Below are 16,509 nucleotides of genomic sequence, written 5' to 3'. Positions count from 1 at the left end.
CGAGCCTGCGAGGCTGCTGCTACCAAGCGCGCGCCCGGTGCGGATGGGCACGAACCAGAACAGAGCACGGCGGCTCTGCCATTCCCGCGACTGGTGCGTTGCTCGCCTGTGCGGCCTTCACAGCCCTGTAGCCATCAGATGCAATTCTCCTTCCACCGCGGCGTGACAGGCTGATCCGTTGTCGAGCACAAAGGCTGGCAAACAACTTGCTTAGGCTCTGCTCAAGCTTGAGCCATCAACACCGATGGTTTGGCAAACATCTCGGACAACGGCGTCCGCTCCCCTGCACATTGCGGCAGGAGAGCGTGCGCCGTTTTTGCTTTCATCCCGGCATCAGAAGGAAATCCTCATGTCCGCTCAAGGAATGCACCCACCGGGTCATGCCATCGTTCATCTGCGCAGCGATGGCGGCAAGTCGCACCCGGCCGGCACATCATTCGCCAAAGCCTTGTTCGAACCTGGCAGGGCCCTGCTCGAACGCAGCAGGATCGGCTTCTGGCTACCGCTCGGATTAGCCCTCGGCGCCTGTGGTCTCGCGCTGGCCGAACAGCCCGCAGGCGCATTGGCCCTGATACCTGGCGTGCTGTACCTGGGATGCGCCTGGCAGCTGCGCGAGCGTCATCAACGCCAGCTGCAGACATTCTGGGACACGGAACTCGCACAACTGCTGCGCAGTTCCCGGGATGCCGACCCCGCGACGCTGCTGGTGACCGCCAGCTTGCAACTGCGCAACAACGAACGCTTGCGCAGCGAAGTGCAGTTCGCCAGCCGTGCCCTGGAGCAGATGGCCCAACAGGCCCGCGACCAAGGTCAAGAACAGAGCCAACGCATCGCGATGATCGCCGCCGCCAGCGAGCAGATCGACCAGACCCTGCACAGCATCGATGCCTTGGCCAAGGGCGCGCTGGCAGCCTTCGCCAACGCTCACACCCAGAGCGAAACCGGTTGCCTGGAGGCGCGCTCAGTGGGTGACAGCATGCGCGCCATTCAACAACGCCTGGGCAATACCGCACACGCCGTAGAAGCGTTGCTGCAGCGCACGACCGCCGTGGAAAGCACGGTCAACAGCATTCAGGCATTGGCCAAACAGACCCAGTTGCTGGCGCTCAATGCCTCCATCGAGGCGGCCCGTGCCGGCGAGCACGGGCGTGGTTTCGCCGTGGTCGCCGATGAGGTCCGCAGCCTGGCCCAGGCCACCGACCGGGCGACCCATGAAATCACCAGCGCCGCGACGGCGATCGCCATGGCCGTGCGCCAGGTGGATGGCGAGGTCAAGGAACACCGCGATCTGCTGGCAGCCGGAAGTGAACAGAGCGAGCAGCTCGCCGCCAACCTCGACGACCTGGCTCAACATAGCCAGACCAATCTGCAACAGCTCGGCGCCATGCAACAGGCGCTCAGCGAGCATCAGCTAGCCAATCATGCCCTCAGCGAACAGTTGCAACAGGTCAATGGCGCGGTGCAGGAACAGAGCACGCAAACCAATGCGCTGCACGACCTGACCCGTTATCTCAACCAGCTCACCGTCGGAAGCCGCCCATGAATCCAGCATTCGCCACAGCATTCGACGATGGGCCATCCCGCCAAGTCCGTCTGCCACAGGGTGATACGGGACTAAGGCAGGCGCTGTTGCTCGGTCTCGACCTGCTGCAAGGACTACAGCAGCATCGCGGTCTCGGCGGACAAGTCACCCGCGAGGCGCAACAACGTTGCCAGGCATTGGGGCACGCGCTCGACCAACGCTGGAGGGAGTGGCCGTATTCCGCACAGTGCCAGGCCTGGAGTGCGTTACGCCGCGACCCGGCGGATTTCGATGGCCATTGCCGATTGCTGCAGGACCTGCTCGGCGCCATCCAGCACCTCGAACTGCAACGCTGTGCGCTCAGTCTGGCGCGCCCGAGCATCGCCGCGCGCTGCTGGGAACTTGAAGAGCTGGGACGACTGCGCGGGCTGTCGGTACGCGCCGCCGCCCATCGAAGTTGCCCATTGGAAATGCTGATTCAATTGCAGTACCTGCACGAACGCTTGCTCAAGCACGCTCCCCATTCGTTGCACACTGCGCTCGAACAACTGCAACGCTGCCTGATAGGTACAACCACCGTGTCGATCACTCCGGCGCAGTGCTACGCCCTCCTCACCCCATTGCTCGACGAACGCCTGGACGCTATCCGCCGGGATCTGGATTGAGGCTGCCGTCACCAGAACAGAGATCCGCAACAGCTCGTTCCTTTACCGTAGATTCGCTACTATGTTTGCACCGCTTTCCTTGTCGGCGGATTTCTTCACTCTGGAGCCCGAATGCCTAGTCAAAAGGACATCGCCGCCGAAAGCGGCGCACCGATGATTCCTGAACAGCGCCGTGAATTGATGCTGCGCCAGTTGCGCAAGCATCAGGTGCTGAGCGTTCATCAACTGATGGAAATGTTCGACTGCTCGCACATGACCATTCGCCGCGATATCGCGCTGCTTGAACAGGAAGGCCGTGCTTACTCGGTCACCGGTGGCGTGCGAATCGCCAGTCAGCTCCACAGCGAGCCCAGTCATCAGTTCAAGGCGGTGGTCGAGTTGCCGCAGAAGCAGGCGATGGCCAAGATGGCCGCGCGGCTGTTACATGCCGACATGACGATTTATCTCGATGCGGGGACCAGCACGCTGGAGATCGTCCCGTACATCAAGGCGCTGTCGGGGATGACGGTGGTGACCAACGACTTCGGGATTGTCCAGGCGCTGATCGATGCGCCCCATGTCACGGTGATTCACACCGGCGGACAACTGGATCATTCGAATCAATCGTGCGTGGGTGGGCTGGCGGTGGCCACCTTGCGTCAGATCGTCACCGATATCGCTTTCATTTCCACCAGCTCCTGGGATTTGCGTCGCGGCCTCACCACGCCGTCGGCGCTGAAGGTGGAGGTCAAGCAAGTCGCGATGCAATCGGCCTCGCAAGTGGTGCTGGTGGCCAGCAGTTCGAAGTACGGCACGTTCAGCATGTACCGGATCGCCGGGCTCGAGCAGTTCGACATCATCCTCAGCGACGACGCACTGACCCCTGCCGCGGCCGATAGCATCCGCAAGCAGGGCGTGGAACTGCTGTTGCCTTCCGATAACAACCTGTAAGGCGTTAGCGCGCCTTCCAGTCCCGCAGCCACTGCAAACCGGCCGACGTGTTTCCACGAGGCCGGTATTCGCACCCTACCCAGCCGTCATAACCCAACTGGTCGATCAACTCGAACAGATAGGGATAGTTGACTTCGCCTTGGTCTGGCTCGTGTCGATCCGGCACGCCGGCGATCTGGATATGACCAATGCCGGCGAAGTCTCGACGCAGTTTAGTCGCCAGGTCACCTTCGACGATCTGGCAGTGGTAGCAGTCGAACTGAACCTTCAGGTTACTGGCGCCCACTTCTTTGCAGATGGCCTGGGCCTGATCCTGGCGGTTGAGGAAAAAGCCCGGCATGTCGCGCGTGTTGATCGGTTCCAGCAGCACGGTGACACCGACCTTGGCGGCCTGCGCGGTGGCGTAGGCCAGGTTCTCCAGGTACACGCCGTGATGCCGCGGGCGATCGTTTTCCGACGGCAGCAGCCCGGCCATCACATGGATGCGTGAGTTGCCCAGGACGGCGGCGTATTCCAGTGCGCGATCAAAACCGCTGCGAAATTCACTCTCCCGGCCCGGCAACGATACCGTGCCCCGCTCGCCTGCCGCCCAATCGCCGGGCGGTGCGTTGAACAGCGCCTGTACCAGGCCGTTGTCGCTCAGGCGTTGTTTGAGTTCCTGGGCGCTGTAGTCGTAGGGGAACAGGTACTCCACCGCTTCGAAACCATCGGCGGCAGCGGCGGCGAAGCGATCCAGAAACTCATGTTCCGGGTAGAGCATGCTGAGGTTGGCAGCAAAACGAGGCATGGTAGCTCCTTGGATAGAGGGTTAGACAAACGGCCAGATCAGCAAGGTAATACCGAAACCCAGCGTGCCGAGCAAGGTGGTCAGCACGGTCCAGGTACGCAGGCCATCGGCCACGTTCAGCCCGGACAGTTTGGTGAAGATCCAGTAACCAGCGTCATTGATGTGGGACATGGCCAACCCGCCACCGCCCATGGCCAGGCACAGCAGCGCCATGTGATTCGCGGTGAGGTTGAGGGTCGCGATCAGCGGGCTGATGATGCCGGCGGTGGTCACCAGCGCCACCGTGGTCGAGCCCTGGACCGCACGCAACAGCATGGTCAGCAGAAAGCCCAGCGCGAGCACCGGCAGACCGGTGGTACGCAACAAATCGGAGACCACCGCGCCGATGCCGGTATCCACCAGCACCTTGCCGAACACACCGCCGGCACCGGCAATCAGAATCACCATGGCCACACCTGGCAAGGCCGAACCGATCACGTCAGACACCTGGGTACGACTCCAGCCCCGACGCGAACCCAACAACCAGGCACACAGCAAGGTGTCGATCAGCAGCGCCACCAATGGCGCACCGAGCACGGTCATGATGCCGCGCAGGACCGAGTCGGCAGGCAGCAACGAGTTGGACAGTGTTCCCAGCAGAATCAGAATGATCGGTAGCGCGATCAGGCTGACGATCATGCCAAAACCCGGCGCGGGTGCCGGCGGCAACTTGGAAACGATCGCGCTGGTGGACTCTTCCAGGCCCATGTGCGACGCGGCCACGGCAGCTCGTTCAGCGCTCTTGCCGTTGCCATTGGCCCAGGCGACCAGGTCTTCGTTGGTGACATGCGGGCCATAGACTTCGGCGCGGATATCGTCGGTCATCGGGTACACCCGACGGGTCATGCGCCCGGCCACGCGGTAACCGACATAGCAGAGGAACGCGGTGATCGGCAGACCGAACATCAGCACGCGGCCAAGGTCGGCTCCCAACTGACTGGCAGCGGCCACCGCGCCCGGGTGTGGCGGCAGGAAGGCGTGTACGGTCAGCAACGCCGCACACATCGGCAGCGCGAACACCAACAGCGGCTTGCGTGCACTGCGGGCAACGCCATAGGCCAGCGGCATCAGGATGATCACGCCGACCTCGAAGAACACCGGCACCCCGACCATGAACCCGGCAATCGTCAGCGCCAGCGGCGTGCGTCGATTGCCGAAACGGCTGATCAGCGTCTTGGCCAGCGCCTCGGCACCGCCGGAGAGCTCGATGATCCGCCCGATCATCGCGCCCAGGGCAATGATGATCGCGATGTGGCCCAACGTCTTGCCCATGCCGCCTTCGATGGTGGCGACCAGGTCGGCCGGTTTTACCCCGGCCACCAGCGCCACCAGAATGCTCACCAGCATCAACGCCACGAACGGCTGGAACTTGTACTTGAGCACCAAAAACAACAACAGAGCGATCCCTAGCCCCGCGGTAACCATCAGGATTAACGGGCTCATTTCACAAGCCCTCCGCGCCGGGTGAACACAAGGGTGCTGCAACCGGGTCTGAAAATGCCGCAGTGAAGGTGAGTCATGCCTGGATGTCCTCTTGTTATTGTATTTTTCAGGCAAGCCGGGGTCGTGGGAGTCGCTGCACGTCTCCCGAACAGGGCCTGCTTTATCGGTCTATCGTGTTAAAAAACTTCAGCGCACTACCAGTGCACACCGAAGGCCGCTCGCAGCTCGTCCAGTGCTGCCTGATCGAGCGGTTCGGGCTTGGGATTGCTCATCAGCCACAGCCGCGCGGTTTCCTCGAGTTCTTCCAGGGCGTAACTGGCCCTGGACACCGAACTCTCCCAGACCACCGGCCCCAGCCGTTCGAGCATCACGCCACGAACGCTATTGGCCAGTTGTGCGACCTGTTCGGCAACCTTTGGCGAGCCAGGACGCTGGTAGCTGATCAACGGGATATGCCCGACTTTCATCACCTGATACGGCGTCAATGGCGGCAGGATATCGTTCGGCTGCCAGACACCCGCCAGGGTCAACGCCACCAGATGAGTGGAATGGGTGTGCACCACGCCACCGACACTCGGGTTGCGGTCGTAGACCTGGCGATGCAGCGTCAATGTCTTCGAAGGTTTGTCACCGGAGACCCATTCACCGGCCAGATTGACCTTGGCGATGGTCGCCGGATCGAGGCGACCGAGGCAGACATCGGTCGGCGTGATCAACCAACCGTCATCCAGCCGTGCGCTGATATTGCCGGCGCTGCCGACGGTGTAACCGCGCTCGTAAAGGCTGCGGCCAACGTCGCAGATTTCTTCGCGCAGGGCGTTTTCATTACTCATTGCGCACCTCCGGTCTGGGCCAGTTGCTTCAGCGCTTTGCTGAAGAAATCCCGACCACCGAAGTTGCCCGATTTGAGCGCCAGGGCCAGAGGTTCATCGGTGCTGCTGACGGTTGCCGGCACACCCGGATCAATCTGCGCGCCGATCTGCAGCAGTTGCACTCCCAGCGCCTGAACCACCGCGCCCGAGGTTTCACCGCCGGCGATCACGAAGCGCCGTACGCCGCTCTGACGCAAGCCTTGGGCAATTTCGCCAAAGGCGTTTTCCACCAGACTGCCGGCCTGTTCGACGCCGAGCTGCTGTTGCACTGCCTTGACCTCGTCCGGTGCGCTGGTGGCGTAGATCAATACGGTTTGTTCATTGTTCTTGGCGAAGGCCAGAGCCTGGGCCACCACGGGTTCGCCAGCCGCCAGGGCCAACGGATCGATCCGCAGTGCGGGTCGACCAGCTTCGAGCCAGGCTGCGACTTGGCCATTGGTGGCGATCGAAGCGCTACCGGCCAACACCACTTCACCACCGGCCACCGCCGGGAGTTTCGAGGCATCGAGGTCGCGCAATTTACCGGCGCGACGGAAGTTTTCCGGCAAGCCCAAGGCCAGCCCCGAGCCGCCAGTCAGCAACGGCAAGTCGGCACAGGCGGTGCCGAGGGTGTACAGATCCTGGTCCGACAAGGCATCGGCAATCGCCATGCCGATACCTTGAGCCCGCAGTTCGGCGATGCGCCCGCGCACCTTTTCGGCCCCTTGGGCAATGGTGTCGTAGCGCAACAAGCCGACGTTCAGATGGGTCTGCGACTGCAGTACCCGCACCAGGTTGGCATCGGTCATCGGCGTCAGCGGGTGATGCTGCATGCCCGACTCGCTGAGCAGTTGATCCTGCACGAACAAGTGGCCGCGAAAGATCGTCCGGCCATTTTCCGGGAACGCCGGGCACGCCAGAGTGAAGTCGCCGCCCAGCGCCGCCAGCAGTGCTTCGCTGACCTGGCCGATATTGCCGGCGTCGGTGGAATCGAACGTCGAGCAGTACTTGAAGAAAATCTGCTCGCAGCCTTGCTCACGCAACCAGGCCAGCGCGGCGAGGGACTGCTCGACCGCTTCGGCGACTGGAATGGTGCGCGATTTCAGGGCGATGACGATCGCATCGGCATCGAGCCCGGCCGCCACTTCGCTGCTCGGAATGCCGATGCTTTGCACGGTGCGCATACCGCCGCGCACCAGCATGTTGGCAAGGTCCGTGGCACCGGTGAAATCGTCGGCGATGCAGCCCAGCAATGGGCGTGCAGGGGTAGTGTTCATTGGGTGTTCCTCAAACCGGCTCGGTCTTGGCAGTCGGCAACTCGATGCCGGGGAAAATCTTGATCACTGCCGAGTCGTCTTCACGCCCGAAGCCGGCACTGGAAGCCTGCATGAACATCTGGTGAGCGGTGGCCGACAGCGGCAGCGGGAATTTGCTGGCCCGTGCGGTATCCAGCACCAGGCCCAGGTCCTTGACGAAAATATCCACCGCGGACAACGGCGTGTAGTCAGCCTTGAGAATGTGCGGCACGCGGTTTTCGAACATCCAGGAGTTGCCGGCGCTGTGGGTGATCACTTCGTAAAGCGCGTCGGCATCGACCCCTTCACGCAGGCCCAACGCCATGGCTTCGGCGGAAGCGGCGATGTGCACCCCGGCGAGCAGCTGGTTGATGATCTTGACCTTCGAACCCAGGCCATGGCTGTCGCCCAGGCGATAAACCTTGCCGGCCATGCCTGCCAGGACGGCTTCGGCCTTGGCGTAAGCATCGGCCGGGCCGGACGTCATCATGGTCATTTCACCGGCAGCCGCCTTGGCCGCGCCACCGGAGATCGGGGCATCCAGATACAGCAAGCCTTGAGCGCTCAGACGCTGGCCCAAGTCGACGGCGTAGGTCGGGGCCACGGTGGCGCAACCGATCACCAGGCTGCCAGGGCGCAACGCAGTAACAGCGCCACCCTCGCCAAACAATACGGTTTCGGTCTGCTCGGCGTTCACCACCACGGTAATGATCACGTCGCACGCCGCGGCCATCTGCGCGGGCGAAGAGCACGCCACGCCACCCTCCCCGGCAAACTGTTCAGTCACCTGCGCACGCACATCACAGGCATGCACATTGAAACCACTGCGCAACAGTGAGCGGGCAATGCCCAGCCCCATCGCGCCCAGACCGACAACACCGACATTCTTGTTATTCATGGGGTACTCCTGAGGGAAGCAACGGCCTGTTCCACGCCGACAAAGCGCAGGCGGCGGGCCGCGATGTAGAGGTGGGCACCGGAGGCATGGCCGGCGGATCGCCCAACACAATGGCAGCTACGAGCTGCTTGACACGGGTTGAGCAGATAATCCACCAATGAACAGATTATGTGAAGTATTTTTTTAAAATAACATTTTTTAACATAGACCCAAGAACATCCATCGTCGCGACGCATGCTCTGTCGAATTTACGCAGGTGAAAAAAGTCAGATTGCAATCCAGATAGCCGACGCAGCTGCTCGCAAGCAGCCGCGTTGGCCGGGATGTTTACCTTGAATGTTTCTTATTTCATGAAGCGATCCTTGCGATGAAATCCACGGAAATCAAAGCAAGGGGTTCACTTAAGTGGTTTTATGCAGGCTGGGCCATCATCAATCGCTCTCTTGCAGACGCCTCAGATTCGAGCGGGTGACACGATGATTTTCACGTTGTGCTCCTTGTTGTTAACCAATTGCTCAAAGCCCTGCCCGACGATCTGTTCCAGCTGAATGCGCCCGGTTATCAGCGGCGTGATGTCCAGCCGGCCGTCGGCGATAAAGGCGATTACATCTGCGAACTCACCGTTGTAGGCGAGTGCCCCCAGCACCTGTTTTTCGGTGGAGACCAGCTCGAAGAAATTGAACTCGCTGGGCTCCTCGAAGATGCCCACCAATACACATGTGCCGGCCTTGCGGATGAGGTCGATGGCGAGCTTGGCCGTGTGTTTGTTGCCGATGCATTCGAAACTGACATCCGCCCCCAGCCCGCCGGTCAGCCGCCGTACCTCGGCCAACGCGTCACACTCATTAGGGTCCAGCACCTGGCTCGCCCCCACCTCCAGGGCCTTGGCCTTGCGCGCCCCCGACATTTCCAGAGCAATGACCTGGGCCGCGCCAGCCGCCTTGGCGCACATGATGGTGCACAGGCCGATGGTTCCCGCGCCAACCACCACCACATTTTTCCCCAGCAAACTCCCGGCCTTTTTCACCGCGTGCATGCCCACTGCCAGCGGTTCGATCAACGCCCCGGCTTCGGCGGGAAAGTTGGCCGGCAACTTGTAAAGCAGGTTGGCCGGTACGTTGACCAACTCGGCGAACGCGCCATTGTTCATCAGCCCGGTGAACGCCAGGTTCTCGCAAATGTTGTACAGCCCATGGGTGCAGTAATAACAAGTGCCACAGTGCTGACAGGCATCGGCTGCCACCGGTTCGCCCACACTGAACCCCTGGACCCCGGCGCCGATTTCGACGATCTCGCCACAGAACTCATGACCGAGAATGCACTGCCCCTTGATGCCGGTCAGCGGGTGCGGCGCATCCACCGGAATGAACACTGGCCCGGCCACGTATTCATGCAAGTCGGAGCCGCAAATACCGCACCACTGCACGCGAATCTGCACCCAGCCCGCCGGTGGCGAGACGGGCAACGGCACATCTTCGACGCGGATATCGTGACGACCATGCCAGACAGCGGCACGCATGCTGCGGGTCGGATCAATTGGAAGGCTCATGTTGGAATCTCCTTGAAATCGTTGGCCTTGGCGCCGGGCAAATGGCCGGCCGCCAAGGGAGGCATCAGTGTTGTTGGACAAAGTCCAGAATCAGCCGATTGACCTGCTCGGCCGCTTCCATCTGCACCATGTGCGCCTGACCCGGCAGGATTTCGACCTGAGCAGCCAGGCCAGCGCTGTGGGTCGCAGGAATGATCGCGTCGTCACTGCCCCAGATCAGCAACACCGGTTGCCGGTTTTCTTGCACCACGCCACGCAGATCGAGTTGTTGCCGGCCTTCTTTGAACAGCCCCGCAACCAGCAGGCGCAGGGCCGCATCCACCCCTTCCAGACGCTTGTACTTGAGCATGTCTTCGAGCATCTGCCGATTGACCAGTTCGGGGTCGGAGAACAGTTTCACCAATTGTGGTTTGAGGGCATTGCGGCTGGCTGCCTCGACAAAACCTTGCAGGTAATCACCGTTGATTTCCGCGCCCAGGCCGGCGCTGCCGATCAAGCTCAGGGAACGCACCCGCTGCGGTGCCAGGCGCGCGGTGTTCAGCGACACCGCCCCGCCCATGGAATGCCCCACCAGATGCGCCACGGGAACATCCAGATGATCGAGCAGAGCCAGCAGCACCCCGCTCAACTCATCCAGATCTCCGTGTTCCAACTGTTTGCTCGACTCGCCATGGCCCGGGAGATCCAGAGCTATCACCCGGCGCCCGGCGGCCAATGCTTCATGATTGAACATCCAGTTATTCAGGTCACCGCCGAACCCGTGCACCAGCACCAACGGAACCCCGCCTTCGCCGCGCTCGAAGTAACGGATCAGTCGCCCGTCCAGTTCGACCTTCTGCGGCTTCGGCCCACTGTCTTCCTCGGCACCGTCACCTGGCACGAACGCGGCCTGGAACTGCTCGATCACCGCATCGATCTCGGCCTCGCTGGCTTCGCCGTCGACCACGATGCCGAGCAATGCACCGACCACGAGGGTTTCATCCTGGCGCGCGATCTGCCGGCGCAGCACACCGGAAAACGGCGCTTCGACACTGCTGGAAATTTTGTCGGTTTCTACGTCGAGCACTTCATCGCCCTTGGCGATCGCCTGGCCCTCCTCCTTGAGCCAGACATCGACCCGGCCTTCGGTCATGGACAAGCCCCACTTGGGCATGGTCAGGGTATGGATCTGGCTCATGAACGCTTGCTCCACTCGATCAGCTTGAGCACGGCGTTTTCGATCTTCGCCGCGTCGGGGATATAGAGGTCTTCCAGAGAGTCGGAGAACGGCACCGGCGTGTGCGGCGCGGTGACCATCTCGATGGGCGCCTTGAGCGAGGCGAACGCTTTTTGCGCCACCAGGGCCGAGATGTCGGTGGCCATGGAACAGCGCGGGTTGGCCTCGTCGATCACCACCAGGCGCCCGGTCTTTTCCACGCTTTCCAGAATGCTGTCTTCGTCCAGCGGGCTGGTGGTGCGCAGGTCGATGACCTCGCAGTCAATGCCTCGCCCTGCCAGGCTACGGGCTGCATCCATCGCCGTATTGACCGTGCGCCCATAGGACACCAGAGTCACGTCCTTGCCGTCGCGCAGGAAGTTGGCCTCGCCGAACGGGATGGTATAGAGCTCTTCCGGCACCTCGCCCTGCATGCTGTAGAGCAGTTTGTGTTCGCAGAAGATGACCGGATCGTTGTCGCGGATGGCCTGGATCAACAGGCCCTTGGCGTCATAAGGGGATGACGGGCAGACAACTTTCAGGCCGGGGATGTGGGTCCACAGCGACGTGAGCATTTGCGAGTGTTGGGCGGCGGCCCGCAGGCCCGCGCCGACCATGGTGCGAATCACCAACGGGGTGGAAGCCTTGCCCCCGAACATGTAGCGAAACTTGGCCGCCTGATTGAGGATCTGGTCCAGGCAGCAACCGGCGAAGTCGACGAACATCAACTCACACACCGGGCGCACGCCGCAGGTTGCTGCGCCTACCGCGGCACCGACATAACCCAACTCCGACAGCGGCGTGTCCAGCACGCGGCCGGGGAATTGGTGGTAGAGGCCCTTGGTCACGCCCAATACCCCGCCCCAGGCGTCATTTTCACCAGGAGCACCGGCACCGCCGGCGACGTCTTCCCCCATGATGAACACGCTGGGGTCGCGGCGCATTTCCTGAGCCAGGGCTTCGTTGATTGCCTGCTGATAACTGATTTTTCTCGCCATGATAAAAGTCTCGATTCTTGTTATAGGGGCGTTCAGGGATAGGAAACGTAGACGTCGGTGAGCAGGTCGGCGGCGCTTGGCTTGGGGTCTGACTTGGCCTTGCGCACGGCATTTTCGATCAGCAGGTCCACTTCGCCATCGATCTGGTCCAACTGGCTGGCATCGATCAATCCGGTCCGGGTGGTGCGCTCGCGAAACTGCATCAAGCAGTCGTTGTGTTCGCGGAAATACTTGACCTCGTCCGGTGCCCGATAGGTCTGGGCGTCGCCTTCAAAGTGGCCGTAGTAGCGGGTCAATTTGACCTCGATCAACGACGGTCCTTCACCGGCTCGGGCGCGCGCCACCGCGGCACCGGCGGCTTCGTGAACGGCGAAAAAATCGAAGCCGTCGACGGTGACCCCAGGCATGCCGAAACCGGCTGCGCGGTCGGCGATGTGATCGCAGGCCACTGACCAGTTGGACGCCGTGGCCTCGGCGTAACCGTTGTTCTCGGCAATGAACAGGCACGGCAGGTTCCACACCGAGGCCATGTTCATCGCTTCGAACACGGCCCCTTCGTTGGAACCGCCGTCGCCGAAAAACGCTACGGCGACGCCGTCAGTCCCCTTGAGTCTGGCGGCCAAGGCCGCTCCTACCACCAGCGGTGCACCGGCACCGACGATGCCATTGGCGCCGAGCATGCCCTTCTCGAAATCTGCGATGTGCATGGAGCCGCCCTTGCCCTGACAGACTCCGGTTTTCTTACCGTAGATTTCGGCCATCATCCCGTGCACATCAACGCCCTTGGCGATGCAATGACCGTGGCCACGGTGGTTGGAGGCGATGCAGTCGTCATCCCTCAGGTGAGCCATGACACCGGCGGCCGAGGCCTCTTCACCGGCATAAAGATGGACGAAACCGGGTATCTCGCCGGTGGCGAACTCCACGTGCAGGCGCTCTTCAAAGACGCGGATGGTGCGCATCACCCGATAGGCATGCAGCAATTGATCAGCAGTCAGCTGTGTCGACATTTTTATTCTCCAGGGTGTCTTGAGGCTCAAGTTTCAAAGTGCAAGGTTCAAAGGGTGTTGCGGGTGTTCACGACCGATGGCCAGCAGCCGCTCTTGCGCGGCATAGGCCAGCGCCGCATTGACATCGATGCTCAGCGGACCGCCGGAGTCGAGGGTCACGGAGGGCAAGTCATGGGCGTTGAATTCGATTTCCCGTTCGCCATCCAGGGCCAGGGTGCCGCTGCTCAGGCACAGACGATGGGCAACACCGGGTTCAAGGCTGGCGGCCGCGAGCACGCCGCAGCCTTGCAACAGGCCAGGCGCCAGGGGCACCAGCAAGGCTTCGGACGATTGCGGATCAAGGCGCATCCAGGCACCGTTGGGGGCTTGGCGCGAGACCGGAAACCACAAGCCGCAGAGGGCCGATATGCCAACGGACTGAGGTTCGGCGAAGGTGACAAACACCTCCGCCAGATCGATCCCACGGCTGATTGCACGGGCGCCGATGAAAGGCAGCGGGGACACCGCCACGTCCACCAGCGCCACTTCGCACAGGTCGCGGCGCGGAATCCGCACCAGCAGGCGTTTATTGCGACGCAAGGCAATTTCGGGTGGGATCCGGCCGCTGGCGAATAGCCCGCCGGCCAGCCCCGCGCTGGTGGCCTCACGCAGTTCCGGGAAGGCATTGTTGGTTCCCGTCGACAGGGTCAGCAGCGGAATGTCGCCGATTTCGGCAGCCACCGCTTTGTGGGTGCCGTCACCGCCGAGCACGGCAATCAGCGAGACGCCGCGTTCAGCCATCCAGCGCGCGGCCTGGCGAGTGTCCGCCACGCTCTGGCGCAAGGTCAGTTCCAGGAACTCCAGGGTTGGCCAGTGGCTGTCACGCGCCTGACGGCCATGACTGTTCTTCTTCACCGCCGCCGCGATGCCGGTCATGTCGGTGGGCATCAGTACGCGCTCGACACCGGTGGCGCCAAAAGCCGCCAGCAGCCGTTGGATCACCGAGACCTTGTCAGTGCTGGAAAACAGCCCGGCATTCGCCGTCAGGCGCCTTACGTCCCGGCCGGACGCCGGATTGGCAATGATGCCGACGGTCAGGGGCAAGCGACTCATGTCGCCACCACGGGTACGGCAGAGTAAAAGCCTCGGCAGGAGGACATAGGGCACCTCTTGTTATTATCGGGTTGCCAGTCGTGCTGGTTGCCGGGGTTAGAGCAAGGCCGGTGCCAGAATCGCAAAAGATCGCCGAAAAGCCCGTTCCAGAGCGGTTTTGACTACATTTCCAAGTGATGGGATCCCGCTCGATTGAGACGTCCCATGTCAGCCTGCACGGGTTAGAGGTCAGACCTTGAGACGTCGCGTCTCAGCTTCGCAGTGGGGTGAACCGATGCTTGTCGACCGTCCGTGAACGGCGCTTAATAGCCCGCACAACTAAAAGAAGATCGAACCGGAGGCCCTAATGCTTTCCGCACACTCGAAGGCGCATGTGGATTGCGTCAGCCGTGTTTTGAAGAACGCAGCACACCTGCCGCAACTGCCGGTGCCGGACTTGATCCTGGATTCCTGGCGCCGCTCCATGGAGCAACACCACTTGGACCCTGGCTCATTACAAGGGCCGCGGATCCTGTCCCAGAACGTGCTGCAAGAGTGTCGAGAACGCTCCGAACTGTTCCTGCGCATCGCCAGCGAAGAAGTCGCCCGACTCCATGGTCGTGTGCGCGATGCCGACTACTGCGTGTTGCTCACCGACGCCCAGGGCCAGACCATCGACTATCGCGTGGAAACCTCCATCCGTAATGATTGCCGCAAAGCAGGCCTGTACCTGGGCACCTGCTGGTCAGAAGGTGAGGAAGGCACCTGCGGGGTGGCTGCGGTGCTGACCGCACGAACACCGGTTACGGTGCACAAGCGGGATCACTTCCGCGCGGCTTTTATCGGACTCACCTGCTCCGCCGCTCCGGTCTTCGACCCTCGGGGGGAACTGCTCGGGGTGCTCGATGTGTCTGCGGTGCGTTCGCCGGACGACCGTCGTTCGCAGCATCTGATCCGGCAGATGGTGGTGCAGAGCGCACGGGAAATAGAACAGGCGTTTTTCATGAACAGTGCCCAGGGTTACTGGGTGCTGCGGGCCCACAACAGCCCAGGCTACGTCGACAGCCAGCCCGATTACCTGCTCGCCTGGGACGACGACGGCCAACTGCAGGCACTCAACCCCGCGGCGCGGCAGTGGCTGTCGCAAAGTTTTGGTCACCTGCCGGACCACATCGGCCAAGTGTTCGATCAGCAGTTATTGCATCGCGCCAAAGACGAATCACTCTGCCTGTTTCACTGCCGGGGTGGCCGCCATGTCTTGCATGGGCGACTCAGCGCGCCACGGCAAGTGAAACGCAGCCCGGCTCGTCGGGTATTGTCACCCGCCGAACTCGACCCGCGACTGGAAGAAAGTTTGCGCCTTGCGGTTCGGGTCAAAGACCGTAATCTGCCGGTGCTGATTCACGGTGAAACCGGTTCCGGCAAAGAAGTCTTCGCCCGCCAGCTGCACCAGGCCAGTCTGCGCCGTGATCGACCTTTTATTGCGGTGAACTGTGCAGCGATTCCCGAAAACCTGATCGAAAGCGAGCTGTTTGGTTATGCAGCCGGCGCCTTCACCGGGGCTTCGAATAAAGGCATGCAAGGTCTGCTGGAACAGGCCGATGGCGGCACCCTGTTTCTCGATGAAATCGGCGATATGCCCCTGCCCCTGCAAACCCGGCTACTGCGGGTTTTAGCCGAGGGCGAAGTGGCGCCCCTAGGAGCGTCAAGAAGCAAGGCGATAGACATTCAGGTGGTCTGCGCGAGCCACCGCGATCTGGAAGCCCTGGTGACCAGCGGCGAGTTTCGCGAGGACTTGTACTTCCGTCTCAGTGGTGCGCGATTCCAATTGCCGCCGTTGCGCGAACGCAGTGATCGACTGGCATTGATCAACCGGATACTCGAAGAAGAATCGTCGGCCTGCGCGATGGCGATGCAACTGGGAAGCGCCGCACTGGAATGCCTGCTCGGCTATCGCTGGCCGGGAAATGTGCGCGAACTGCGGCACGTATTGCGTTACGCCTGCGCCGTGTGCGAGACCGACTTGATTCTATTAAGTGACTTGCCTGAGCATCTGCCCGGCCGTCGACTCAACGATCCGGCTTCAGCTGACACCATGGAACGCTGCGCCAGTCCGGAACGCGAGGCACTCATCGATGCCCTCGTGCGTCATCGCTGGAAACCCACCCCCGCGGCCAAGGCTTTGGGCATCTCCCGGGCAACGCTGTATCGACGGGTGCATCAACATGGCATCGACATGCCTGGCAGGGGCTGACC

At 61.9% G+C, this 16,509-nt stretch carries 14 protein-coding genes; 4 read left to right on the top strand and 10 right to left on the bottom strand.

The features are described from left to right. The first annotated feature begins 244 nt into the window (after positions 1 to 244). The 3 genes from AC1RL4_RS02540 to AC1RL4_RS02530 all read left to right on the top strand — a co-directional run bounded on the left by AC1RL4_RS02540 (position 245) and on the right by AC1RL4_RS02530 (position 3,117). Positions 245 to 1,543 (top strand): methyl-accepting chemotaxis protein, encoded by a 1,299-nt coding sequence (locus tag AC1RL4_RS02540; protein ID WP_429571016.1) that lies wholly within the window; start codon positions 245 to 247, stop codon positions 1,541 to 1,543. A gap of 86 nt (positions 1,544 to 1,629) precedes the next feature. After that, entirely contained in the window at positions 1,630 to 2,187 is a 558-nt protein-coding gene (locus tag AC1RL4_RS02535) for a hypothetical protein (RefSeq protein WP_019578696.1), read from the top strand. A 111-nt stretch (positions 2,188 to 2,298) separates the two neighbouring features. Then, on the top strand, positions 2,299 to 3,117 hold the full coding sequence (locus AC1RL4_RS02530) for a DeoR/GlpR family DNA-binding transcription regulator (RefSeq protein ID WP_019578695.1): 819 nt from the start codon (positions 2,299 to 2,301) through the stop codon (positions 3,115 to 3,117). A gap of 4 nt (positions 3,118 to 3,121) precedes the next feature. Here the strand turns inward: AC1RL4_RS02530 and otnI are convergent, their stop codons facing one another. The 10 genes from otnI to AC1RL4_RS02480 all read right to left on the bottom strand — a co-directional run bounded on the left by otnI (position 3,122) and on the right by AC1RL4_RS02480 (position 14,274). Next, on the bottom strand, positions 3,122 to 3,904 hold the full coding sequence (otnI, locus tag AC1RL4_RS02525) for a 2-oxo-tetronate isomerase (RefSeq protein ID WP_019578694.1): 783 nt from the start codon (positions 3,902 to 3,904) through the stop codon (positions 3,122 to 3,124). A gap of 21 nt (positions 3,905 to 3,925) precedes the next feature. Continuing rightward, positions 3,926 to 5,386 carry a GntP family transporter gene (locus tag AC1RL4_RS02520; RefSeq protein ID WP_018928934.1) on the bottom strand — a complete coding sequence of 487 codons (1,461 nt, stop codon included), beginning with the start codon at positions 5,384 to 5,386 and terminating at the stop codon, positions 3,926 to 3,928. Positions 5,387 to 5,580: 194 nt separating this feature from the next. Further along, positions 5,581 to 6,219, bottom strand: coding sequence for a 3-oxo-tetronate 4-phosphate decarboxylase (gene otnC / locus AC1RL4_RS02515; RefSeq protein WP_230172276.1), 639 nt, complete (start codon positions 6,217 to 6,219; stop codon positions 5,581 to 5,583). Beyond that, complete coding sequence (gene otnK / locus AC1RL4_RS02510; protein WP_230172274.1) at positions 6,216 to 7,514, bottom strand: 3-oxo-tetronate kinase; 1,299 nt, start codon at positions 7,512 to 7,514, stop codon at positions 6,216 to 6,218. Before otnK ends, otnC begins: the two co-directional genes overlap by 4 nt. A 10-nt stretch (positions 7,515 to 7,524) precedes the next feature. Continuing rightward, entirely contained in the window at positions 7,525 to 8,430 is a 906-nt protein-coding gene (gene ltnD / locus AC1RL4_RS02505; protein WP_230172272.1) for an L-threonate dehydrogenase, read from the bottom strand. A 454-nt stretch (positions 8,431 to 8,884) separates the two neighbouring features. Then, entirely contained in the window at positions 8,885 to 9,949 is a 1,065-nt protein-coding gene (locus AC1RL4_RS02500; RefSeq protein WP_230172374.1) for a 2,3-butanediol dehydrogenase, read from the bottom strand. 94 nt (positions 9,950 to 10,043) lie between these two features. Beyond that, entirely contained in the window at positions 10,044 to 11,156 is a 1,113-nt protein-coding gene (locus AC1RL4_RS02495) for an acetoin dehydrogenase dihydrolipoyllysine-residue acetyltransferase subunit (RefSeq protein ID WP_096480313.1), read from the bottom strand. Then, positions 11,153 to 12,172, bottom strand: a complete 1,020-nt coding sequence (locus AC1RL4_RS02490; protein ID WP_018928915.1) for an alpha-ketoacid dehydrogenase subunit beta — start codon at positions 12,170 to 12,172, stop codon at positions 11,153 to 11,155. Before AC1RL4_RS02490 ends, AC1RL4_RS02495 begins: the two co-directional genes overlap by 4 nt. A 32-nt stretch (positions 12,173 to 12,204) precedes the next feature. Continuing rightward, the gene (locus AC1RL4_RS02485) at positions 12,205 to 13,182 is read right to left on the bottom strand and encodes a thiamine pyrophosphate-dependent dehydrogenase E1 component subunit alpha (protein ID WP_018928914.1); all 978 of its coding nucleotides are present in this window, start codon (positions 13,180 to 13,182) and stop codon (positions 12,205 to 12,207) included. 33 nt (positions 13,183 to 13,215) lie between these two features. After that, positions 13,216 to 14,274, bottom strand: coding sequence for an ATP-NAD kinase family protein (locus AC1RL4_RS02480; protein WP_230172271.1), 1,059 nt, complete (start codon positions 14,272 to 14,274; stop codon positions 13,216 to 13,218). A gap of 346 nt (positions 14,275 to 14,620) precedes the next feature. Between AC1RL4_RS02480 and AC1RL4_RS02475 the strand changes: the two genes are divergently transcribed. Continuing rightward, the gene (locus AC1RL4_RS02475; protein WP_028940757.1) at positions 14,621 to 16,507 is read left to right on the top strand and encodes a sigma-54-dependent Fis family transcriptional regulator; all 1,887 of its coding nucleotides are present in this window, start codon (positions 14,621 to 14,623) and stop codon (positions 16,505 to 16,507) included. Positions 16,508 to 16,509: the final 2 nt, after the last annotated feature.

It is taken from the genome of Pseudomonas sp. GW822-FHT07A10 (assembly GCF_058798795.1).
This window is presented reverse-complemented; position numbering and strand designations above follow the sequence as displayed.

What these genes read in the sequence shown, in the direction of transcription:
- AC1RL4_RS02495 (WP_096480313.1), bottom strand. Translation starts at nt 11,156, where the DNA reads ATGAGCCAGATCCATACCCTGACCATGCCCAAGTGGGGCTTGTCCATG.
- AC1RL4_RS02485 (WP_018928914.1), bottom strand. Translation starts at nt 13,182, where the DNA reads ATGTCGACACAGCTGACTGCTGATCAATTGCTGCATGCCTATCGGGTG.
- AC1RL4_RS02475 (WP_028940757.1), top strand. Translation starts at nt 14,621, where the DNA reads ATGCTTTCCGCACACTCGAAGGCGCATGTGGATTGCGTCAGCCGTGTT.
- AC1RL4_RS02480 (WP_230172271.1), bottom strand. Translation starts at nt 14,274, where the DNA reads ATGAGTCGCTTGCCCCTGACCGTCGGCATCATTGCCAATCCGGCGTCC.
- AC1RL4_RS02540 (WP_429571016.1), top strand. Translation starts at nt 245, where the DNA reads ATGGTTTGGCAAACATCTCGGACAACGGCGTCCGCTCCCCTGCACATT.
- otnK (WP_230172274.1), bottom strand. Translation starts at nt 7,514, where the DNA reads ATGAACACTACCCCTGCACGCCCATTGCTGGGCTGCATCGCCGACGAT.
- otnI (WP_019578694.1), bottom strand. Translation starts at nt 3,904, where the DNA reads ATGCCTCGTTTTGCTGCCAACCTCAGCATGCTCTACCCGGAACATGAG.
- AC1RL4_RS02500 (WP_230172374.1), bottom strand. Translation starts at nt 9,949, where the DNA reads ATGCGTGCCGCTGTCTGGCATGGTCGTCACGATATCCGCGTCGAAGAT.
- otnC (WP_230172276.1), bottom strand. Translation starts at nt 6,219, where the DNA reads ATGAGTAATGAAAACGCCCTGCGCGAAGAAATCTGCGACGTTGGCCGC.
- AC1RL4_RS02490 (WP_018928915.1), bottom strand. Translation starts at nt 12,172, where the DNA reads ATGGCGAGAAAAATCAGTTATCAGCAGGCAATCAACGAAGCCCTGGCT.
- AC1RL4_RS02520 (WP_018928934.1), bottom strand. Translation starts at nt 5,386, where the DNA reads ATGAGCCCGTTAATCCTGATGGTTACCGCGGGGCTAGGGATCGCTCTG.
- AC1RL4_RS02530 (WP_019578695.1), top strand. Translation starts at nt 2,299, where the DNA reads ATGCCTAGTCAAAAGGACATCGCCGCCGAAAGCGGCGCACCGATGATT.
- ltnD (WP_230172272.1), bottom strand. Translation starts at nt 8,430, where the DNA reads ATGAATAACAAGAATGTCGGTGTTGTCGGTCTGGGCGCGATGGGGCTG.